This window comes from Aeromonas sp. ASNIH5 (genome assembly GCF_002902865.1).
Lineage (GTDB): Bacteria > Pseudomonadota > Gammaproteobacteria > Enterobacterales > Aeromonadaceae > Aeromonas > Aeromonas caviae.
Window position 1 is genome coordinate 2,712,501 of record NZ_CP026122.1, and the last position, 21,180, is coordinate 2,733,680.

The following is a 21,180-nucleotide window of genomic DNA, read 5'->3' on the forward strand; positions in this document are numbered from 1 at the left end:
TTATCTTGTGACCGACCTTGGCATTGATGGCGGCTTTCAGGTCCGAAGGTTTGTCACCTACCATATAAGAGCGGTCCATGTCGATGCCCAACTCTTGCTGCGCCAACAGCAGCATGCCGGGTTCCGGTTTGCGGCAGTCGCAAGGGGCGCCGTGATCCGGGTGATGGGGGCAGAAGTAGATACCATCGAGATCCACATCCCGATCGGCCAATGACCAATCCATCCACTCGGTCAGGTTCATGAAGTCATCTTCCGTGAAGTAACCGCGGGCGATACCGGATTGGTTGGTCACCACGACCAGTAAATAGCCTTTTTTCTTCAGCAATTGCATGGCCTCAATCACCCCGGGCAGAAAATGGAAGTCATCAACCTGGCTGACATAACCCGTGTCTTTGTTGATGACACCATCGCGATCCAGAAAAATGGCGGGTTTACTCACAGCAGCTACCTCTATAGATGATTTCGCAAAAGTATCTCACAGGCCAATTAAAGCCCCAAAAGTAAAAGGGGTGGCCGAAGCCACCCCTTTCATGTGTGCATATAAAGTATCGATTAAGCGATAACTTTAGCTACAACACCAGCACCTACGGTACGGCCACCTTCACGGATGGCGAAACGCAGGCCGTCGTCCATCGCGATCGGCGCAATCAGGGTAACAACCATCTTGATGTTGTCGCCCGGCATTACCATCTCTACGCCTTCCGGCAGTTCGATGGTACCGGTCACGTCGGTAGTACGGAAGTAGAACTGCGGACGGTAGCCCTTGAAGAACGGAGTGTGACGACCACCTTCTTCTTTGGACAGCACGTACACTTCGGATTCGAACTTGGTGTGCGGCTTGATGGTGCCCGGCTTGGCCAGTACCTGACCACGCTCTACGTCTTCACGCTTCACGCCACGCAGCAGCGCGCCAACGTTCTCACCTGCACGACCTTCGTCCAGCAGTTTGCGGAACATTTCAACGCCGGTACAGGTGGTCTTGGTGGTATCTTTGATACCAACGATTTCCACTTCTTCACCAACCTTGACGATACCGCGCTCTACACGACCGGTTACTACGGTACCACGGCCTGCGATGGAGAAGACGTCTTCGATAGGCATCAGGAACGGCTGGTCAATGGCACGCTCCGGCTCCGGAATGTAGGTGTCCAGGTGGCCAGCCAGTTCCAGGATCTTCTCTTCCCACTGAGCTTCGCCTTCCAGCGCTTTCAGTGCGGAACCACGGACTACCGGCAGGTCATCACCCGGGAAGTCGTACTCAGACAGCAGTTCGCGAACTTCCATCTCGACCAGTTCCAGCAGCTCTTCGTCATCTACCATGTCGCACTTGTTCATGAACACGATGATGTACGGAACGCCTACCTGACGACCCAGCAGGATGTGCTCACGAGTCTGCGGCATCGGGCCGTCAGTCGCTGCTACTACCAGGATTGCGCCGTCCATCTGGGCAGCACCGGTGATCATGTTTTTAACGTAGTCGGCGTGACCCGGGCAATCTACGTGAGCGTAGTGGCGGGTAGCAGTGTCGTATTCTACGTGGGAGGTGTTGATGGTGATACCACGCTCACGCTCTTCCGGTGCCTTGTCGATCTGGTCGAAGGCGAAAGCTTTACCACCGAAGTGCTTGGCCAGCACGTTGGTGATGGCGGCGGTCAGGGTGGTTTTACCGTGGTCAACGTGGCCGATGGTGCCGACGTTTACGTGCGGTTTATTACGCTCAAATTTTTCTTTAGACACGACGTAGTCCTTCTAGGTTAAACCCGCCTACCGTCGTAGGCGGGGAATCTTAAATTACTTGGATTTGCGCTCTTCGATCACGGCCTGGGCGACGTTGGTCGGGGCATCGTGATACTTGGCGAATTCCATGGCGTAGGAAGCACGACCCTGGGTAGCAGAACGCAGGGAGGTGGCGTAACCGAACATTTCGGCCAGCGGCACCAGCGCACGTACGATCTTGCCGGACGGGCCATCTTCCATGCCTTCGATCAGGCCGCGACGACGGTTCAGGTCACCGATCACGTCGCCCATGTAGTCTTCCGGAGTCTCGACTTCGACCTTCATGATCGGTTCGAGCAGTACCGGGTTGGCCTTCATGAAGCCAGCCTTGAACGCCAGAGAAGCAGCGATCTTGAACGCCAGTTCGGAAGAGTCGACATCGTGGTAGGAACCGAAGTGCAGACGCACACCCAGATCCATTACCGGATAGCCTGCCAGCGGGCCGGACTTCAGCTGCTCGCGGATACCCTTGTCAACACCCGGGATGAATTCGCCCGGAATCACGCCACCCTTGATGTCGTTGACGAATTCGTAGGCTTTGCCTTCTTCCAGCGGGTACATGTCGATAACGACGTGACCGTACTGACCACGACCACCGGACTGCTTGGCATGCTTGCCTTCGATGTCCTTGACGGTGTTGCGGATGGTTTCACGGTAGGCAACCTGCGGCTTACCTACGTTGGCTTCTACCTTGAACTCGCGACGCATACGGTCAACGATGATGTCCAGGTGCAGCTCACCCATACCAGCGATGATGGTTTGGCCAGATTCTTCGTCGGTCCATACGCGGAAGGACGGATCTTCCTGAGCCAGACGGCCCAGAGCCAGGCCCATCTTCTCTTGGTCAGCCTTGGATTTCGGCTCAACGGCGATGGAGATTACCGGTTCCGGGAATTCCATACGCTCCAGGATGATCGGTGCGCTTTCGTCACACAGGGTGTCACCGGTGGTGACGTCCTTCAGGCCGATGGCAGCAGCGATGTCGCCTGCGCGAACTTCTTTGATCTCTTCACGCTTGTTGGCGTGCATCTGAACGATACGGCCGAAACGCTCGCGCTTCTCTTTAACGGAGTTCAGCACGGAGTCACCGGAATTGACCACACCGGAGTAAACACGGAAGAAGGTCAGGTTGCCCACGAACGGGTCGGTAGCAATTTTGAATGCCAGAGCAGAGAACGGCTCGTCATCGGAAGCGTGACGCTCGTCCTTGGTCTCGCCATCCAGCTTCAGACCGTCGATAGCAGCAACGTCGGTCGGAGCCGGCAGGTACTCGACCACGGCATCCAGCATGGCCTGTACACCCTTGTTCTTGAACGCGGAGCCACAGGTAACCAGGATGATTTCGTTGTTCAGAACACGCTGACGCAGAGCTTTCTTGATCTCTTCTTCAGTCAGTTCTTCACCACCCAGGTATTTTTCCATCAGGTCTTCAGACGCTTCAGCAGCGGCTTCAACCAAGTTCATGCGCATTTCTTGCGCTTGTTCCAGCAGCTCAGCCGGGACGTCTTCGTAGTCGAAGGATACGCCCTGGTCAGCTTCGCTCCAGTTGATGGCTTTCATCTTGACCAGGTCGATAACGCCCTTGAAGTTCTCTTCGGAACCGATGTTCAGTTGCAGAGGAACCGGGTTACCTTTCAGACGGGTCTTGATGTGCTCAACGCAGCGCAGGAAGTTGGCACCGGTACGGTCCATCTTGTTGACGAACGCGATACGGGGAACCTTGTACTTGTTAGCCTGACGCCATACGGTTTCAGACTGGGGCTGTACGCCACCTACGGCACAGTACACCATCACGGCGCCGTCCAGAACACGCATGGAACGCTCTACTTCGATAGTAAAGTCAACGTGGCCCGGGGTATCGATGATGTTGATACGGTGCGGTTGGAACTGTTTACCCATACCGGACCAGAAAGCGGTGGTCGCGGCGGAGGTGATGGTGATACCACGCTCTTGTTCCTGTTCCATCCAGTCCATGGTGGCGGCGCCATCGTGAACTTCACCGATCTTGTGACTTACACCGGTGTAAAACAGAACGCGCTCGGTAGTAGTAGTCTTACCGGCGTCGATGTGAGCGGAGATACCGATATTACGATAACGCTCAATGGGGGTTGTACGAGCCATTGTCATCCTCTTACTAGGGCGCTTGTCCCCAGATAATTAAAGGTGCGCAGAGTCATAAGACCCTGCGCAAGCGGATTACCAGCGGAAGTGAGCGAAGGCCTTGTTCGCTTCAGCCATACGGTGAACGTCTTCACGTTTCTTGACAGACGAACCCTTATTGTCAGCGGCATCCAGCAGCTCGCCAGCCAAACGCTGAGCCATTGATTTTTCACCACGTTTACGAGCGGCATCAACCAACCAGCGCATTGCCAGAGCATTGCGACGTACCGGACGAACTTCTACCGGCACCTGATAGGTTGCACCACCGACGCGACGAGATTTAACCTCGACCGCCGGACGAATGTTGTCCAGAGCGACTTCGAACAGGGCCAGGTGCTCTTTGCCAGATTTGGTGGCAATGATGTCCAGGGCGCCATAAACGATGGCTTCTGCAACAGATTTCTTACCGTCAACCATTACTACGTTGACAAATTTAGCCAGCAGCTCAGATCCGAACTTGGGATCCGGCAGGATTTTACGCTGACCAACAACACGACGTCTTGGCATTTCAAATTCTCCGTAACTTCAGGGGTTACCCAAAACTAGAAAGTTATCTAACTAGAAACGAATTAACGTTTGGCCTTACTTAACGGAGAACCATTAAGCTTTCGGACGCTTCACGCCGTACTTGGAGCGAGCCTGCTTACGGTCTTTAACACCGGCACAGTCCAACGCACCACGAACGGTGTGATAACGAACACCTGGCAAGTCTTTTACACGACCGCCACGGATCAGAACAACAGAGTGCTCTTGCAGGTTGTGACCTTCACCACCGATGTAGGAGGTGACTTCGAAGCCGTTGGTCAGACGTACACGGCATACTTTACGCAGTGCAGAGTTAGGCTTCTTCGGGGTGGTGGTGTATACACGGGTGCATACGCCACGCTTCTGAGGGCACGCTTCCAGCGCCGGCACGTTGCTTTTCACAACGAGCTTGATGCGTGGCTTGCGAACCAACTGGTTAATAGTTGCCATCAAAAGGCTCCTGATAATGACTTCATAAACGTGTGAAAAATCCTCCCCGCAGATACGGGGACGCAAAATTTTATGCCCTGTTGTCTGGGGAGTCAAGATTTATACAATTTGCACACCGAAATGGCAAATGACAGTCGAATGACATTATGCTAACCAACTGAGATAAAAAGGAAAACCAAGCCTAACCGCCCCAGGTCTGCGGTGATCCGTGCTCGGCGATCAACCTGATCAAACCCGGCATATCGAGTTCCATCCCGATCCCGGATGACAAGCCTCTCGCTTGCAGGTCTTCCTTCATGACGTAAAGGGGGACGTCTGCCAAGCGCTCGCACCACCCGGGGGCAGCCGCCGCCATCACGGCATCCTGCATCAACACCACCAGATCCCCTTCCATGCGGTAACGCAACGCCAACTCGAGATCCTGGCTCATGAAGGGAGAGTTCAATATCAGCTGTATCACGGACACCTCAGAAGCAGATGTGGGTGGTGAAACCCGCCCAGCTACGGCGAATTTCCGCAGGAGAGAGCGGAATAACTGGGATTAGCAGATCCGCCGCCGTCAGTCCTCGCTCAGCCAGTGACACCGCACAGACATAGACCTCCTCGATGTCATACAGCTCCAGCATCTTGAAGGTCGGGGCGTAGTGACGCTGCAATATGGCGTGTGGCGATTGCTCCCTCACCAGTTGCATCACGCCATCCCCCACCAGAAAGAGGGCCAGGGACTCCGTCAATGCAGAGGTGGCCAGCAGGGCATCCAGCCCCTCCCGACCACTCGCCGAACCATGGGGACCACGCCGTGAGATAAACGCTATTCTGGTCATCTTGTCCCCCTAGAACTGTACGAAGCGATCAGCGGTCAGTGCGGCTTCCGCCAACTGACCGAGCCCGCTCAGGCAGAATGGGGCTTCCAGATTGAAATGCTCCCGTCCCATTCCCTTGGCCTCCTGCTCATCCAGCACGCCACGGCGCATGGCCGCAGCCACACACACATCGATGCGGATGCCCTGCTGGATGGCCAACTCGCGCCACAACGCCACCAGGTCGGTCTCATCGCTGGCTGGCGCATGGAGGCCATTGGCATTGCACACCCCCTCCTGATAGAAGAAGAGGTGGGACAAGCGGTGTCCCTGCTCGACCAGACTCAGGGCAAAACGATAGGCCGTGCTGGCCGTCTGGGTGCCATAGGCGGGCCCGGTGACCAGCAGAGCAAAATTCAGACTCATGATCGCACTCCTGCACAGCGGTGTATCCATTCTACCTCACAGACGCAAAAGCCCCTCCTGGGAGGGGCTTTTCCAATGAAACAGGCTCAGACGTAAGCGATGGCTTCGACTTCGACCAGTACATCCTTGGGCAGACGAGCAACTTCCACGCAGGAACGTGCCGGGGCGGACTCGCCAAAGTAGCGGGCATACACCTGGTTGAAGGCCACAAAGTTGTTCATGTCACTCAGGAAGCAGGTGGTCTTCAGCACCTTGCTGGTATCGGCCCCTGAGGCTTTCAAGACGGCAACCAGATTCTTCATCACCTGCTCTGCCTGAGCCTCGATGCCACCGGCAACGATGTCCATGGTGGCCGGATCGAGCGGGATCTGCCCGGAGGTAAAGACCAGCTCACCCAGCTTGGTAGCCTGGACATAAGGGCCAATTGCGGCAGGCGCCTTGTCGGTTGCAATCACTTCTTTAGCCATTGTTATCTATCCCCTATCTATGGCGCTTACTCGCTCTCTTCTTCACCCTGCTTGCGCTGTCGGATGTAGAGATACACGGTATGTTTGGAAATATTCAGCTTGTCGGCGACCAGGTTGATCGAATCCTTGATATCAAATATGCCCTTCTCGAACAACTGGGTCACGATAAAACGGTTCTTGGCATTGTTGGCCACGGAGGGATCACGATTGATCTCGTCGATGGTGTTGTCCACCGTCTGGGCAACCAGCTCTTCGACGCTGTTGGCGAAGGTCTCCGGTGATTGCCGCTCCACCTGCTGTGGCGTCGGGAAGAATTCGGCCACGAACTCGTGGAAAGGTGCATTGATGTGCAGGTTGATGCAGATAAGGCCGATCACCTGCTTGTCGCGGTTACGGATGGCGATGGTGCTCGACTTCATCAAGGCACCGGTCCGACTGCGGGCAAAATAACTCTGGGTGTGATCCTGACCCGTGCTCTCGATATCCTTGAGCATCCGCAGGGCGAGATCGGTGATCGGCGCCCCCAGAGTTCGACCCGTATTGAAACCATTCGCGATTTGGATCACGGACTCATGCAGATTTTCCAGGGAGTGGAGCACCACCTCGCAGTGCTTGCCGAACAGATCGGCCAGGCCTTCGATAAGGCCCCCATATGAACGCAACAGCTCCCTGTCTTCGTCTGTAAAAGCGCGACCGCTCAGTTGCTCTTCGGGAAGCAGTACTTCCTCGATACCGACAGCCATGTTCTACCCCTGTAATACCCATTCAACTTTCCCGAGTTTTCAGTTGCGACGGGGCAATGTCAACTTTTTTTGATTTTTTGCTCTATAACCTTGCACTGGATCATCCCCCTGCCCCAGCCAGGTGCAGCCAGGCAACCGGCTCCGGAATGAAAAAAGGGCCCCTAGAAGGGCAATGCTGTTCACTTAAGCGGAGCCGCATTGCGATTTACCGGAAAACGGGTCTTTGATATCTTCACCGCCCTGGGTCTCGATGGCCTGGGGCGTTTTTCTATGAACATGACGCCTATGCAGCCCCGCAACTCCGCCAACCTCCGTGGCGTATGGGCTGGCGATAACGCGCCCGCCATCACTGCCATCTGGTTCGCGATGAACTGACAGGCAAACTTAAAGCTCACCTCATTGGGCGCTCGCTGATGGGCTACGGCGGCCTGGCTGGCCTCCCGCCTGACCAGATTGTATCCAAGCAGCAATCCCCACAGCTCCTGATAGACCAAGTCCACTTTCTTGCTTCTCAGCGTGATGGCGTTGTGCTGCATCGCGCTTTTGATATCCCGGTATCCCAGCTCGATTTCCCAGCGCTCGTGGTACAGGGTCGCCACCTGAGCTGCACTGAATCGCGCCACGGGCAGGGAGGTAAAGACCGTTTTCTCCTTGCCTGCCACCTCATAGGTCACTGCGCGAACTTGCCAGTGTGTCGGCAACGCCGGGTTTTTCTTGCGAGCCTGAGGCGAGACCGTCATTTGCAACAGACGGTCACCGTCGCCATAGCGCTCAAGTTCCGTGTATACCAGCCCCTTGCGTTCCGGGATGAGCCAGTGACGGTCGGTGTCTTCGGCCTGAATACGCAGCAACAGGTCGGCACCGAAGAAGCCTTTATCCAGCAGGGTCACTGACTTGTCCGGCAATGAGTGAATGAACTCGCTGGCCAGGGGGATTTCCCCTTTGCGGTACGGGCTGATGGCCGCGTTGGCAATGACATGCGAGCGGACATTCATGAGCGTGACCAACCGCAGCATCGGGTAGGGTGTCTGCCGGTTGGTTGAGGTGTTACCCGAGCCGAAATGTGCTCTGAGTTCAGGCATATCCTGGGTTCGGAACAGGGCCCCATCGATGGCAAAGACCTGTAAACCGTGCCAATGGTCTTCAGGATAACGTTCCCGCCCCCACACATCGGCGCACTGTTTGAACAGCCACTCGAGCGGCTGTTTGCCGAGTCGCTGACGGGCCTGAGACAGGGCACTGTCCGCGAGCAAGGCATCATTGGCCAACCCTTCTGCACAGATGTTGAGGCGCCGAGCGACCTCGGAGATGGGCTCATTGCGGAAAAAGGCCATCCCCACGACGAGCCACAAGACCATATCAGAAGGTAAGCGGCGTCGGCGGATAGTGGCCTTTTCAGACAAGGCGGCAGCGGCAGTAATCCATTCGTCGGGAATATGGTCGGCAAAAATGGCCAGCCGAGCCAGCATGTCGCCAGATGCCTCAACAACATCGTTCAGATCGTTTGCAATAGACATAAAAAAATCCGGAACCAGTGATTGGTTCCGGATTGTCCTACAGCAGAAGGATCGGTCAATGGATCCTTAACTGATCAGCATTGCCCTAGAAGGGGCCCTTTTCGATCACTGCAGCGGAAGATTACTCTTCGTCAAAACTGCCGGCTGCGTTGAGCAGATCCGCCAGGTTTTGCTGAGCTTCATCGGCAGTCACCTGCGGCACACCGACAGCACGGGCTGCGGCGGCACGCTGGTTGATGCGGCTGTGGTGGTAGGCAAAGCCGGTACCAGCCGGGATCAGACGACCCACGATCACGTTCTCTTTCAGGCCGCGCAGTTCATCACGCTTGCCACCAACGGCTGCTTCGGTAAGCACGCGGGTGGTCTCCTGGAAGGAAGCTGCGGAGATGAAGGACTCGGTGCTCAGAGATGCCTTGGTAATACCCATCAGGATATGACGGTAGGTAGCCGGGGTCTTGCCTTCGGCAACCAGTTTACGGTTGGCAATCTTCACACGGGCCACTTCAACCTGCTCACCTTCGATCAGGTCGGTGTCGCCAGCGCTCAGGATCTCGCACTTGCGAAGCATCTGACGCACGATGACTTCGATGTGCTTGTCGTTGATCTTAACGCCTTGCAGACGGTAAACGTCCTGCACTTCGTTGGCGATGTAGTTGGCGACCGGGCTGATACCGCGCAGACGCAGGATGTCATGAGCAGACTCGGGACCGTCCGCCAGCACTTCACCCTTCTCAACTTTTTCACCTTCGAACACGTTGAGGTGACGCCATTTCGGAATCATCTCTTCATAGATCTCGCCACCATCGGTCGGGGTGATGACCAGACGACGTTTGCCCTTGGTCTCTTTCCCGAAGGAGATGGTACCGGAGATCTCGGCCAGGATGGCCGGCTCTTTCGGCTGACGTGCTTCGAACAGATCCGCAACGCGCGGCAGACCACCGGTGATGTCCTTGGTACCGCTGGACTCTTGCGGGATACGCGCAACCGCGTCACCCACGCCCACGTTGGCACCATCTTCCAGGTTCACGATCGCCTTGCCCGGCAGGAAGTACTGGGCGGGAACGTCGGTGCCCGGGATCATCACATCCTTGCCATTCAGGTCGACCAGTTTCACGGTCGGACGCATCTCTTTACCGGCGCTAGGACGCTCGTTGACATCCAGCACGACGATGGAAGAGAGACCGGTCAGCTCGTCGGTCTGACGAGTGATGGTCACACCGTCGATCATGTGTTCGAAGTGCAGACGACCCGCCACTTCGGTGATGATCGGGTGGGTGTGCGGGTCCCAGTTCGCGACGGTATCACCGGCGTTCACCGCTTCGCCATCCTTCACTTCCAGCACGGAACCGTAAGGCAGCTTGTGGCTTTCCTTGGTACGGCCCATCTCGTCCATGATGGTCAGCTCGGTAGAACGGGAGGTGATAACCAGCTTGTCAGAGTTGTTCAGAACGAACTTGGCGTTCTGCAACTTGATGCTACCGGTGTTCTTCACCTGGATGCTGCTCTCGGCAGCCGCTCGGGATGCGGCACCACCGATGTGGAAGGTACGCATCGTCAGCTGGGTACCCGGTTCACCGATGGACTGAGCGGCGATAACACCGACAGCCTCACCCTTGTTAACCAGGTGACCACGGGCCAGATCACGGCCGTAGCAGTGAGCACAGTTACCGAAGTCGGTCTCACAGGTAATGGCAGAACGTACCTTCACACGGTCGACGGAGTTGCGCTCCAGCAGGTCACACAGCTGCTCGTCGAGCAGGGTGTTGCGTGCTACCAGCACTTCATCCTCGGTACCCGGCTTGATCACGTCTTCGGCCACCACACGACCCAGCACACGCTCACGCAGCGGCTCGACCACGTCGCCACCCTCGATCAGCGGAGTCATCCACAGACCGTCGGTAGTACCGCAATCGTCCTCGGTGATCACCATGTCCTGGGCCACGTCAACCAGACGACGGGTCAGGTAACCGGAGTTCGCTGTCTTCAGTGCGGTATCCGCCAGACCTTTACGAGCACCGTGAGTGGAGATGAAGTACTGCAGTACGTTCAGACCTTCACGGAAGTTCGCCACGATCGGCGTTTCGATGATGGAGCCATCCGGCTTCGCCATCAGGCCACGCATACCGGCCAGCTGACGGATCTGGGCGGCGGAACCCCGCGCACCAGAGTCGGCCATCATGAAGATGCTGTTGAAGGAGGCTTGCTCTTCCTCATCGCCCAGGGAGTTGACGTTACGCTCCTTGGAAAGGTTGTCCATCATGGCCTTGGAGACGCGATCGTTCGCGCTGGCCCAGATATCGATAACCTTGTTGTAACGTTCGCCCGCGGTCACCAGACCGGACAGGAACTGGTCCTGGATCTCGGCGACTTCGGCTTCTGCAGCAGCGATGATGTCTTTCTTGGCATCCGGGATGACCATGTCATCGATACCAACAGAGGCACCGGACAGGGCCGCGTAGTGGAAACCGGTATACATCAGCTGGTCAGCGAAGATGACGGTATCCTTCAGGCCCTGCTTGCGATAGCAGGTGTTCAGCAGACGGGAAATGAGCTTTTTGCCCAGCGCCTTGTTGGAGACGCACTTGATCCAGTTCTGCGGGTTGGCGTCCAGGTCAGCCTGCTCTGCAGCAGTCAGTACCTTGGGCTCGTCAATCAGCGCGTACTCCATGCCTTTGGGCAGGATCAGGCTCAGGATCGCACGACCAACGGTGGTGTTCTTCATCTCGGTCTTGGCAACCAGCTCACCGGCTTCGTTCTTCACGTACTCGGTGATGCGGCACTTGACGCGAGCATGCAGGTCGGCCAGACCGGCACGGTAGACCTTCTCGGCCTCTTTAGGACCGGACAGCACCATACCTTCGCCCTTGGCGTTGATACGGGCACGGGTCATGTAGTACAGACCCAAGACCACGTCCTGGGAAGGAACGATGATCGGCTCACCGGAGGCAGGCGACAGGATGTTGTTGGTGGACATCATCAGGGCGCGCGCTTCCAGCTGGGCTTCCAGGGTCAGCGGTACGTGGACCGCCATCTGGTCACCGTCGAAGTCCGCGTTATAGGCGGCACAAACGAGCGGGTGCAGCTGGATGGCCTTGCCTTCGATCAGGGTCGGTTCAAACGCCTGGATACCCAGACGGTGCAGGGTCGGTGCACGGTTCAGCAGAACCGGGTGTTCGCGGATCACTTCGTCCAGGATGTCCCAAACGACAGCTTCTTCGCGCTCCACCATCTTCTTGGCGGCCTTGATCGTGGTCGCCAGACCGCGGGATTCCAGCTTGCCGTAGATGAAGGGCTTGAACAGCTCAAGTGCCATCTTCTTCGGCAGACCGCACTGATGCAGACGCAGGGTCGGACCTACGGTGATAACGGAACGACCAGAGTAGTCGACACGCTTACCCAGCAGGTTCTGACGGAAACGACCTTGCTTACCCTTGATCATGTCGGCCAGGGATTTCAGCGGGCGCTTGTTGGAACCGGTGATGGCACGACCACGACGGCCGTTGTCCAGCAGGGCATCCACAGACTCTTGCAGCATGCGCTTTTCGTTGCGCACGATGATGTCCGGCGCAGCCAGGTCCAGCAGACGCTTCAAGCGGTTGTTACGGTTGATCACGCGACGGTACAGATCGTTCAGATCGGAGGTCGCGAAACGGCCGCCGTCCAGCGGTACCAGCGGACGCAGGTCCGGCGGCAGCACGGGCAGCACTGTCATGATCATCCACTCCGGCTTGTTGCCGGATTGCAGGAAGGCTTCCATCAGCTTCAGACGCTTGGTGGTCTTCTTGCGCTTGGTCTCGGAGTTGGTCTGATCCAGCTCCTCACGCATGGCTTTGACTTCACCTTCCAGATCGATGGCGCGCAGCAGGGCCAGAATGGCCTCGGCACCCATCTTGGCGTCGAATTCGTCGCCCCACTCTTCCAGTGCGTCCAGATAGTTCTCTTCGGACAGCATCTGGCTGCGCTCGAGGTTGGTCATGCCGGGTTCGATCACTACATAGGATTCGAAATACAGCACGCGCTCGATGTCACGCAGGGTCATGTCCAGCAGCAGACCGATACGGGACGGCAGGGACTTCAGGAACCAGATGTGGGCAGTCGGGCTGGCCAGCTCGATGTGGCCCATGCGCTCACGACGGACCTTGGTCTGGGTCACTTCTACACCGCACTTCTCGCAGATTACACCACGGTGTTTCAGGCGCTTGTACTTGCCGCACAGACACTCGTAGTCCTTCACCGGTCCGAAGATACGGGCGCAGAACAGACCATCACGCTCCGGCTTGAAAGTCCGGTAGTTGATGGTCTCAGGCTTTTTGACCTCACCGAATGACCAGGAGCGGATCATGTCAGGAGAGGCCAGACCGATCTTGATACTGTCAAACTCTTCGGTCTTGGTCTGAGCCTTCAAAAACTTGAGTAAGTCTTTCACGTGTTTCCCCTGTCAGGAGTCTAACCTCGGCGCCCCGGCTGCCGAAACAGCGGGGCGCCCACGTCAATTCTCGAACAATAAGAGCGAGCTCTTACTCTTCGTCCAGCTCGATGTTGATACCCAGAGAGCGGATTTCCTTCAGCAATACGTTGAAGGATTCGGGCATGCCCGGCTCCATACGGTGGTCGCCATCCACGATGTTCTTGTACATCTTGGTACGGCCGTTCACATCGTCAGACTTGACGGTCAGCATTTCCTGCAGGGTATATGCCGCACCGTAAGCCTCCAGGGCCCACACTTCCATCTCACCGAACCGCTGACCACCGAACTGCGCCTTACCACCCAGCGGCTGCTGGGTAACCAGGCTGTAGGAACCGGTAGAACGCGCGTGCATCTTGTCGTCTACCAGGTGGTTCAGCTTCAGCATGTACATGTAACCCACGGTGACCTTGCGCTCGAAGGCGTTACCGGTACGACCGTCGAACAGGGAGATCTGACCGGATTCCGGCAGATCGGCCAGCTTCAGCAAGGCTTTGATTTCACGCTCTTTGGCACCATCAAAGACAGGTGTAGCCACCGGCAGACCCTTACGCAGGTTACCCACCAGGGTACGCACGTCGTCGTCAGACAGTTCGGCAATGTTCACTTGCTGGGAGTCCTTCTCGCCCAGGTCATAGACCTGTTGCAGGAACTCGCGCATCTCGTGCAGCTCGCGCTGTTCTTTGATCATGCGGTCGATCTTCTCGCCGATGCCCTTGGCCGCGAGGCCCAGGTGCACTTCGAGGATCTGACCGATGTTCATACGAGACGGTACACCCAGCGGGTTTAGTACGATGTCGACCGGACGGCCGTACTCGTCATGGGGCATATCCTCGACCGGACAGATCTTGGAGATAACACCCTTGTTACCGTGACGGCCCGCCATCTTGTCACCCGGCTGGATGCGACGCTTGACGGCCAGATAGACCTTGACGATCTTCAGTACGCCCGGCGCCAGGTCATCGCCCTGGATGATCTTGCGACGCTTGTTCTCGAATTTCTTATCGAACTCGGCCTTCAGCTCAACGTGCTGTTCAGCGATCTGCTCCAGCTCGATTTGCTTGGCTTCATCTTCGATGGCCAGCTCAAACCACTTGGAACGATCGAGCTTGTTCAGACGATCTTCGCTGTAACCGGCGGCCAGCAGCAGGTTGCGGGAGCGGCCGAAAATGCCGTCTTCCAGGATCTTGAACTCTTCGGTCAAGTCCTTCTTCGCTTCCTTCAACTGCATCTCTTCGATTTCTTTGGCGCGCTTGTCTTTTTCCACGCCATCGCGGGTAAAGACCTGCACGTCAACCACGGTACCGTACACACCGTTCGGCACACGCAGAGAAGAGTCCTTCACGTCGGACGCCTTCTCACCGAAGATGGCGCGCAGCAGCTTCTCTTCCGGAGTCAGCTGGGTTTCACCTTTCGGAGTCACCTTGCCGACCAGAATGTCGCCGCCCTTCACTTCGGCACCCACGTAGACGATACCGGACTCGTCCAGCTTGGACAGAGCGGCTTCACCCACGTTCGGGATGTCAGCAGTGATCTCTTCCGGACCCAGCTTGGTGTCACGGGAGATACAGGCCAGTTCCTGGATGTGAATGGTGGTCAGGCGATCTTCCTGAACAACACGCTCGTTCACCAGGATCGAGTCTTCGAAGTTGTAACCGTTCCACGGCATGAACGCGACGCGCAGGTTCTGACCCAGCGCCAGTTCACCGAGATCGGTGGACGGGCCGTCAGCCAGTACGTCGCCCGCCATCACCGGCTCGCCCAACATCACGCACGGACGCTGGTTGATACAGGTGTTCTGGTTGGAACGGGTGTATTTGGTCAGGCTGTAGATGTCGATGCCGGCTTCGCCAGGCAGCAGCTCATCTTCGTTGACCTTGATAACGATACGGGAGGCATCGACATAGTCGATCATGCCGCCACGCTTGGCCACTACGGTCACACCGGAGTCAACGGCCACTGCGCGTTCCATACCGGTACCAACCAGCGGCTTGTCAGCGCGCAGGGTCGGTACAGCCTGACGTTGCATGTTTGAACCCATCAATGCGCGGTTCGCGTCATCGTGTTCCAGGAACGGGATCAGGGCCGCTGCCACAGAGACGATCTGTTGCGGGCTCACGTCCATGTACTGGATCTGGTCGGCGTTCATAAAGGTGGATTCACCTTTGTGACGGCACGGGATCAATTCATCTTTCAGACGGCCATCTTCGGTGGTCGCGGCGTTGGCCTGTGCGATCACGTACTTGCCTTCTTCAATCGCAGACAGGTAATCCACTTCGTCGGTGATCACACCGTCGATCACCTTGCGGTACGGGGTCTCGAGGAAACCGTACTCGTTGGTGCGGGAATACACGGACAGCGAGTTGATCAGACCGATGTTCGGACCTTCCGGCGTTTCGATGGGGCACAGACGACCGTAGTGGGTCGGGTGTACGTCTCGAACTTCGAAACCGGCACGCTCACGGGTCAAACCGCCCGGGCCCAGCGCGGAGATACGGCGCTTGTGGGTCACTTCGGACAGCGGGTTGTTCTGGTCCATGAACTGGGACAGCTGGCTGGAACCAAAGAACTCTTTGACCGCGGCGGAGATCGGCTTGGCGTTGATCAGATCCTGCGGCATCAGGGTGTCCAGATCGCCCAGAGACAGGCGCTCCTTCACCGCACGCTCGACACGGACCAGACCGACACGGAACTGGTTCTCGGCCATTTCACCGACGGAACGAATACGACGGTTACCCAGGTGGTCGATATCGTCCACTTCGTCGTTACCGTTACGGATGTCGATCAGGCGCTTCATGACCTCGACGATATCGTCCTTGGTCAGCACGCCAACGCCAGTCTCGTCTTCACGACCCAGACGGCGGTTGAACTTCATCCGACCTACGGTAGACAGGTCGTAACGCTCGGACGAGAAGAACAGGTTCTCGAACAGCTGTTCGGCCGCTTCGCGAGTGGGCGGCTCGCCCGGACGCATCATGCGATAGATCTCGACCAGAGCTTCCAGGCGGCTGGAGCTGGAGTCGATACGCAGGGTCTCGGACATGTAGGCACCGTGGTCCAGTTCGTTGGTGAACAGAACCTCGAAGTGCTTGAAGCCGGCTTGGGACAGGTTGGCAACTGCTTCCAGGCTCAGGGCCTGGTTGGCAGTCACGACCATTTCACCAGTCTGCGGATGTGCATAGTTCTTGGCTGCAACTTTGCCAACAACATACTCTACCGGCACCTCGATCTGAGTGATGCCGTCTTTTTCCAGCTGACGGATGTGACGGGCAGTGACACGACGACCGGTCTCGACCACCACGGCGCCATTGGCAATGATGTCGAAGGTCGCGGTCTCGCCACGCAGGCGCTCGGGCACCAGATCCATCATCAACTTGCCATCTTTCACTTCGAAACCGATGGTCTCGAAGAAGGTGGCCAGGATTTCTTCGGAGCTGAAGTCCAGGGCGCGCAGAATAATGGAGGCTGGCAGTTTACGACGACGGTCGATACGGACAAACAGGTTGTCTTTCGCATCGAACTCGAAGTCCAGCCAGGAGCCACGGTAGGGGATAACGCGAGCGTTATAAAGCACCTTACCGGATGAATGTGTTTTGCCTTTATCGTGGTCGAAGAAGACGCCCGGGCTGCGGTGCAGCTGGGAGACGATGACCCGCTCGGTACCATTGATGACAAAGGTGCCGTTTTCGGTCATGAGCGGAATTTCGCCCATGTAAACTTCTTGTTCCTTGATGTCTTTGACGGTGCCGGCAGCTGCTTCACGGTCGTACAGAACCATACGAAGCTTGACACGCAGCGGCGCGGAGTAGGTCACTCCACGGATCTGGCATTCTTTTACGTCAAATACCGGCTCACCCAGGCGATAGCTGACATACTGAAGCTCAGCACTACCGGAGTAACTGGTGATCGGGAAAACGCTACGGAAGGCGGCTTCTAGGCCGTACTCACCTTCCGGGTCAGCCTCGATGAACTGCTTGAAGGAGTCCAGCTGAATGGACAACAGATAAGGCGTGTCCAGTACCTGGTCTCGCTTACCGAAGTCCTTACGTATGCGTTTTTTTTCGGTATAAGAGTAAACCATAGGGTTCCTCAGCTCGCTGATAAGTGACCCACTCTGTCCCCACGGGACAGCTCTGTCTCAACACCGTTTTGTGTTGGCCCGGACGATGAGGCGGTCCGGATTGCTGGTGCACCGAGAGTCGTGAACGGTGTGAAATACTCTCAGTCTACAGCGCAAAAAGGCTGGTGAATAAAGATTCACCAGCCTTAGCCTGTTTTATCAGGCTAATCTACATAAATGCAGATTATTTGATCTCAACAGAAGCACCGGCAGCTTCCAGCTCTTTCTTCAGAGCTTCAGCTTCGTCCTTGGACACGGCTTCTTTCAGATTGGTCGGAGCAGCTTCTACCAGGTCCTTGGCTTCTTTCAGGCCCAGACCGGTAGCGCCACGGACGGCCTTGATGACGGCAACTTTGTTGGCGCCAGCAGCAGTCAGAACTACGTCGAACTCGGTCTTCTCTTCTACTGCTTCAGCAGCAGCCGGGCCGGCCATGACGGCAGCAGCGGCAGAAACACCGAACTTCTCTTCCATAGCTTCGATCAGCTCAACAACTTCCATTACGGACATGGAAGCAACGGCTTCGATGATTTGGTCTTTAGTGATAGACATGACAAAAATTCCTGATGTTGAATAAACTCAAACAGCCTAGATAGGCGAGAATCAAGCAGCAGCTTGTTTCTGGTCGCGAACAGCAGCGATAGTACGAACCAGCTTGCCAGCAGAGGCTTCCTTCATGGTAGCCATCAACTTCGCAATTGCTTCTTCGTAAGTCGGCAGCGTGGCCAGACGATCAATTTGTGCTGCGGCGATAAACTCACCGTTAAAAGCGCCAGCCTTGATTTCGAACTTTTGGTTCGCTTTGGCAAACTCTTTGAACAGACGAGCGGCAGCGCCCGGGTGTTCGTTAGAGAAAGCAATCAAGGTAGGACCGGTAAATGCGTCGTTCAGGCACTCGTATTCGGTACCTTCTACCGCGCGACGCAGCAGGGTGTTACGCACAACGCGCATGTACACACCGGCTTCACGAGCGGTCTTACGCAGGACGGTCATCTTGTCTACAGTGACGCCGCGAGAATCGGCTACAACTGCAGAAAGAGCGCCTTTGGCAGCTTCGTTGACTTCAGCAACAATTGCCTTTTTGTCTTCGAGTCCCAATGCCATTGGCTTAACTCCTGGATTGAATCCGGGTCTGTTGACCCAGTACTGACACATCCCCCCTACCTTTACAACAGAGGGGAACGATGCGGTAGCAGGATTCCAGAAGAGAAAGAATCTTTCTCGCTGGGTTTCCGGCACCGTCTACGCAGGAAGAATTAAGGCTTTGCGGCCTCCTGCGGTCTTGGACGGAGGTCGAAACCCCCAACCAATCAAGGCGCAAAATTATAGATTAAATTTTGCGCCTTGTAAAACCCATCAATTAGGCCTGAGCTTCCAGGGAAGCTTGGTCTACGGCAACACCGGCACCCATGGTGGTGGAGATGCTGACTTTCTTGATGAATACACCCTTGGCGGAGGACGGCTTGGCCTTCTTCAAGGCAACCAGCAGCGCTTCCAGGTTTTCTTTCAGCTGAACTTCGTTGAAAGAGACCTTGCCCAGAGTGGTATGAATGATACCGTTCTTGTCGTTACGGTAACGAACCTGACCAGCCTTGGCGTTCTTGACGGCTTCGGCTACGTTCGGAGTGACGGTACCCACTTTCGGGTTCGGCATCAGACCGCGCGGGCCCAGGATTTGACCCAGTTGACCAACAACACGCATGGCATCCGGGGATGCGATGACGACGTCGAAGTTCATCTCGCCTTTCTTGACCAGCTCGGCCAGGTCGTCCATACCAACCAGTTCAGCACCGGCAGCCTTGGCGGCTTCGGCATTGGCACCCTGAGTGAACACGGCGACACGGATGTCACGACCGGTACCGTGCGGCAGTACAGTTGCACCACGTACGTTCTGGTCGGATTTACGAGCATCGATACCCAGGTTAACGGCAACGTCAACGCTTTCAACGAACTTGGCGGTAGCCAGTTCTTTCAGCAGGGCAATGGCTTCGTTGATGGAGTACTCTTTGGTACCGTCAACTTTTTCGCGAATAACGCGCATACGCTTGGATAGTTTAGCCATTGTCTTACTCCTCCACTACCAGGCCCATGGAACGAGCGGAACCGGCGATGCAACGTACTTTTGCATCCAGATCGGCACCAGTCATATCCGGCTCTTTGGTCTTGGCGATTTCTTGCAGCTGAGCCACAGTCACCTTACCAACCTTGTCTTTGTTCGGCTTGGCGGAACCAGACTGGATACCAGCAGCTTTCTTCAGCAGGAAGGAAGCGGGCGGAGTCTTGGTTTCGAAGGTGAAGGAACGGTCGCTGTAAACGGTGATCACGACCGGAGTCGGAGAACCTTTTTCCAGCTTTTCTGTACGGGCGTTGAATGCCTTACAGAATTCCATGATGTTCACACCGTGCTGACCCAGAGCAGGACCAACGGGAGGGCTGGGGTTAGCACTGCCAGCCTTAACTTGCAGCTTGATATAAGCTGTGACTTTCTTAGCCATTACAAAAATACCTCAAAAATGGGTTCTAACGCCTCGGAGACATGCTCCTGCAAACGGCTCCCCAACAAATAAAGGGGCAGCGAATTATAGAGATAATCGCTGCCCCTGACAACCGTTAAACGTACAGAGATTAATCAGCCTTTTTCGACCTGACCAAAATCCAGTTCTACCGGCGTTGAGCGGCCGAAGATCAGTACGGAGACCTTCACGCGGCTCTTTTCGTAGTCCACCTCTTCAACGGTACCGTTGAAGTCGGCGAACGGACCATCGGCAACCCGGACCATCTCACCCGGTTCAAACAGGGTTTTAGGACGCGGCTTGTCGTGGGCATCTTGCAGACGATTGAGGATGGCGTCCGCTTCCTTATCGGAGATAGGAGCAGGGCGATCGGAGGTACCACCGATGAAACCCATTACACGTGGTACATTGCGTACCAGGTGCCATGTGGTTTCATCCATCACCATCTGGACCAGGACGTATCCTGGGAAAAATTTGCGCTCACTCTTGCGCTTCTGGCCAGCACGCATCTCGACCACTTCTTCGGTCGGGACCAGCACTTCACCAAACAGCTCTTCCATGCCATGCATCTTGATATGTTCACGCAGGGATTTGGCAACACGGCCTTCGTAGCCGGAAAATGCCTGCACAACATACCATCTCATACGCTGTTCACGTTGTTCAGTCATGGCTTATCCTTACACACCGGTAATCAGGTTGACCAACCAGACCAAGGCGCCGTCCAACACGAACAGCAGCAGCCCCATCACGGCAGTCACCGCCAGCACAATCAGGGTTGTCTGAATGGCTTCCTGACGGGTCGGCCATACGACCTTGCGGACTTCCAGGCGAGACTCACGGGCAAACGCCAGTGTTGCCTTGCCCTTGGTGGTTTGCAGGGCCACTGCACCGGCAGCGGCGATGACAACGACCACACCCAGGGCGCGGACAGCAGCAATAACGTCGCTCAGCAGGTAATTGCCCACTACAGCGGCCGCCAGGATGATGAAAACCAGGCCCCAAAGCAGGGTATCCTTGCTTCCGCCCTGACCCTCAGAACTAACACTCATACAACCCACCTGTATCTGACGTAACCAAAGACACAAAAGCCCCGTACGAGACGAGGTATATGGCAGGGGCGGCAGGACTCGAACCCGCAACCATCGGTTTTGGAGACCGCTGTTCTACCAATTCGAACTACGCCCCTGCATAAGAAAGCCCCTATTATAGGGGCTTTGCTT

Annotated in this window: 19 protein-coding genes and 1 tRNA gene (1 of these 20 cut by a window edge); all 20 read right to left on the reverse strand. The window is 56.2% G+C overall.

Annotated features, from left to right (window positions below):
- On the reverse strand, positions 1 to 439 hold the 5' portion of the coding sequence (gmhB, locus tag C2U30_RS12610) for a D-glycero-beta-D-manno-heptose 1,7-bisphosphate 7-phosphatase (RefSeq protein ID WP_103243869.1). 104 nt of this gene lie to the left of the window's left edge; the window shows 439 of its 543 coding nt (coding positions 1-439); the start codon lies at positions 437 to 439; the stop codon falls past the left edge of the window.
- A gap of 113 nt (positions 440 to 552) precedes the next feature.
- A complete protein-coding gene (gene tuf / locus C2U30_RS12615; RefSeq protein WP_005306325.1) occupies positions 553 to 1,737 on the reverse strand; it encodes an elongation factor Tu in 1,185 nt (394 codons plus the stop codon).
- A gap of 54 nt (positions 1,738 to 1,791) precedes the next feature.
- Positions 1,792 to 3,897, reverse strand: coding sequence for an elongation factor G (gene fusA / locus C2U30_RS12620; protein ID WP_010675948.1), 2,106 nt, complete (start codon positions 3,895 to 3,897; stop codon positions 1,792 to 1,794).
- Between the two features lie 75 nt (positions 3,898 to 3,972).
- Positions 3,973 to 4,443 (reverse strand): 30S ribosomal protein S7, encoded by a 471-nt coding sequence (gene rpsG, locus C2U30_RS12625; RefSeq protein ID WP_010675949.1) that lies wholly within the window; start codon positions 4,441 to 4,443, stop codon positions 3,973 to 3,975.
- A gap of 93 nt (positions 4,444 to 4,536) precedes the next feature.
- Complete coding sequence (rpsL, locus tag C2U30_RS12630) at positions 4,537 to 4,911, reverse strand: 30S ribosomal protein S12 (RefSeq protein WP_005306278.1); 375 nt, start codon at positions 4,909 to 4,911, stop codon at positions 4,537 to 4,539.
- Positions 4,912 to 5,092: 181 nt separating this feature from the next.
- The gene (gene tusB / locus C2U30_RS12635; RefSeq protein WP_043153905.1) at positions 5,093 to 5,371 is read right to left on the reverse strand and encodes a sulfurtransferase complex subunit TusB; all 279 of its coding nucleotides are present in this window, start codon (positions 5,369 to 5,371) and stop codon (positions 5,093 to 5,095) included.
- 7 nt (positions 5,372 to 5,378) lie between these two features.
- Entirely contained in the window at positions 5,379 to 5,735 is a 357-nt protein-coding gene (gene tusC, locus C2U30_RS12640) for a sulfurtransferase complex subunit TusC (protein ID WP_041214281.1), read from the reverse strand.
- A gap of 9 nt (positions 5,736 to 5,744) precedes the next feature.
- The gene (tusD, locus tag C2U30_RS12645) at positions 5,745 to 6,137 is read right to left on the reverse strand and encodes a sulfurtransferase complex subunit TusD (RefSeq protein WP_010675952.1); all 393 of its coding nucleotides are present in this window, start codon (positions 6,135 to 6,137) and stop codon (positions 5,745 to 5,747) included.
- Positions 6,138 to 6,223: 86 nt separating this feature from the next.
- Positions 6,224 to 6,604: a RidA family protein gene (locus tag C2U30_RS12650; protein ID WP_103243870.1), complete on the reverse strand. Its 381-nt coding sequence runs from the start codon at positions 6,602 to 6,604 to the stop codon at positions 6,224 to 6,226.
- A 26-nt stretch (positions 6,605 to 6,630) separates the two neighbouring features.
- Positions 6,631 to 7,347 (reverse strand): helix-turn-helix transcriptional regulator, encoded by a 717-nt coding sequence (locus C2U30_RS12655; RefSeq protein WP_010675954.1) that lies wholly within the window; start codon positions 7,345 to 7,347, stop codon positions 6,631 to 6,633.
- A 179-nt stretch (positions 7,348 to 7,526) separates the two neighbouring features.
- Entirely contained in the window at positions 7,527 to 8,864 is a 1,338-nt protein-coding gene (locus C2U30_RS12660; RefSeq protein WP_041205253.1) for an IS4-like element ISAeme15 family transposase, read from the reverse strand.
- A 121-nt stretch (positions 8,865 to 8,985) separates the two neighbouring features.
- Positions 8,986 to 13,290 carry a DNA-directed RNA polymerase subunit beta' gene (rpoC, locus tag C2U30_RS12665; protein WP_010675955.1) on the reverse strand — a complete coding sequence of 1,435 codons (4,305 nt, stop codon included), beginning with the start codon at positions 13,288 to 13,290 and terminating at the stop codon, positions 8,986 to 8,988.
- A gap of 91 nt (positions 13,291 to 13,381) precedes the next feature.
- Complete coding sequence (rpoB, locus tag C2U30_RS12670) at positions 13,382 to 17,410, reverse strand: DNA-directed RNA polymerase subunit beta (protein ID WP_010675956.1); 4,029 nt, start codon at positions 17,408 to 17,410, stop codon at positions 13,382 to 13,384.
- A 223-nt stretch (positions 17,411 to 17,633) separates the two neighbouring features.
- Complete coding sequence (gene rplL, locus C2U30_RS12675) at positions 17,634 to 17,999, reverse strand: 50S ribosomal protein L7/L12 (protein WP_010675957.1); 366 nt, start codon at positions 17,997 to 17,999, stop codon at positions 17,634 to 17,636.
- Between the two features lie 51 nt (positions 18,000 to 18,050).
- Positions 18,051 to 18,551 (reverse strand): 50S ribosomal protein L10, encoded by a 501-nt coding sequence (gene rplJ / locus C2U30_RS12680; protein ID WP_005339895.1) that lies wholly within the window; start codon positions 18,549 to 18,551, stop codon positions 18,051 to 18,053.
- 256 nt (positions 18,552 to 18,807) lie between these two features.
- Complete coding sequence (rplA, locus tag C2U30_RS12685) at positions 18,808 to 19,509, reverse strand: 50S ribosomal protein L1 (RefSeq protein ID WP_010675958.1); 702 nt, start codon at positions 19,507 to 19,509, stop codon at positions 18,808 to 18,810.
- A 4-nt stretch (positions 19,510 to 19,513) separates the two neighbouring features.
- Complete coding sequence (gene rplK, locus C2U30_RS12690; RefSeq protein WP_005306313.1) at positions 19,514 to 19,942, reverse strand: 50S ribosomal protein L11; 429 nt, start codon at positions 19,940 to 19,942, stop codon at positions 19,514 to 19,516.
- Positions 19,943 to 20,076: 134 nt separating this feature from the next.
- Entirely contained in the window at positions 20,077 to 20,628 is a 552-nt protein-coding gene (nusG, locus tag C2U30_RS12695) for a transcription termination/antitermination protein NusG (protein ID WP_010675959.1), read from the reverse strand.
- 9 nt (positions 20,629 to 20,637) lie between these two features.
- Positions 20,638 to 21,009 carry a preprotein translocase subunit SecE gene (secE, locus tag C2U30_RS12700; RefSeq protein ID WP_010675960.1) on the reverse strand — a complete coding sequence of 124 codons (372 nt, stop codon included), beginning with the start codon at positions 21,007 to 21,009 and terminating at the stop codon, positions 20,638 to 20,640.
- A 60-nt stretch (positions 21,010 to 21,069) separates the two neighbouring features.
- Positions 21,070 to 21,146: transfer RNA gene (locus C2U30_RS12705), tRNA-Trp, on the reverse strand.
- Between the last annotated feature and the right edge of the window lie 34 nt (positions 21,147 to 21,180).

Bases quoted from the DNA above. Each gene is read 5' to 3' on its own strand.
- fusA (WP_010675948.1), bottom strand. From the start codon at position 3,897: ATGGCTCGTACAACCCCCATTGAGCGTTATCGTAATATCGGTATCTCC.
- rpsG (WP_010675949.1), bottom strand. From the start codon at position 4,443: ATGCCAAGACGTCGTGTTGTTGGTCAGCGTAAAATCCTGCCGGATCCC.
- rpsL (WP_005306278.1), bottom strand. From the start codon at position 4,911: ATGGCAACTATTAACCAGTTGGTTCGCAAGCCACGCATCAAGCTCGTT.
- tusC (WP_041214281.1), bottom strand. From the start codon at position 5,735: ATGACCAGAATAGCGTTTATCTCACGGCGTGGTCCCCATGGTTCGGCG.
- tusD (WP_010675952.1), bottom strand. From the start codon at position 6,137: ATGAGTCTGAATTTTGCTCTGCTGGTCACCGGGCCCGCCTATGGCACC.
- C2U30_RS12650 (WP_103243870.1), bottom strand. From the start codon at position 6,604: ATGGCTAAAGAAGTGATTGCAACCGACAAGGCGCCTGCCGCAATTGGC.
- C2U30_RS12655 (WP_010675954.1), bottom strand. From the start codon at position 7,347: ATGGCTGTCGGTATCGAGGAAGTACTGCTTCCCGAAGAGCAACTGAGC.
- C2U30_RS12660 (WP_041205253.1), bottom strand. From the start codon at position 8,864: ATGTCTATTGCAAACGATCTGAACGATGTTGTTGAGGCATCTGGCGAC.
- rpoB (WP_010675956.1), bottom strand. From the start codon at position 17,410: ATGGTTTACTCTTATACCGAAAAAAAACGCATACGTAAGGACTTCGGT.
- rplL (WP_010675957.1), bottom strand. From the start codon at position 17,999: ATGTCTATCACTAAAGACCAAATCATCGAAGCCGTTGCTTCCATGTCC.
- rplJ (WP_005339895.1), bottom strand. From the start codon at position 18,551: ATGGCATTGGGACTCGAAGACAAAAAGGCAATTGTTGCTGAAGTCAAC.
- rplA (WP_010675958.1), bottom strand. From the start codon at position 19,509: ATGGCTAAACTATCCAAGCGTATGCGCGTTATTCGCGAAAAAGTTGAC.
- rplK (WP_005306313.1), bottom strand. From the start codon at position 19,942: ATGGCTAAGAAAGTCACAGCTTATATCAAGCTGCAAGTTAAGGCTGGC.
- nusG (WP_010675959.1), bottom strand. From the start codon at position 20,628: ATGACTGAACAACGTGAACAGCGTATGAGATGGTATGTTGTGCAGGCA.
- secE (WP_010675960.1), bottom strand. From the start codon at position 21,009: ATGAGTGTTAGTTCTGAGGGTCAGGGCGGAAGCAAGGATACCCTGCTT.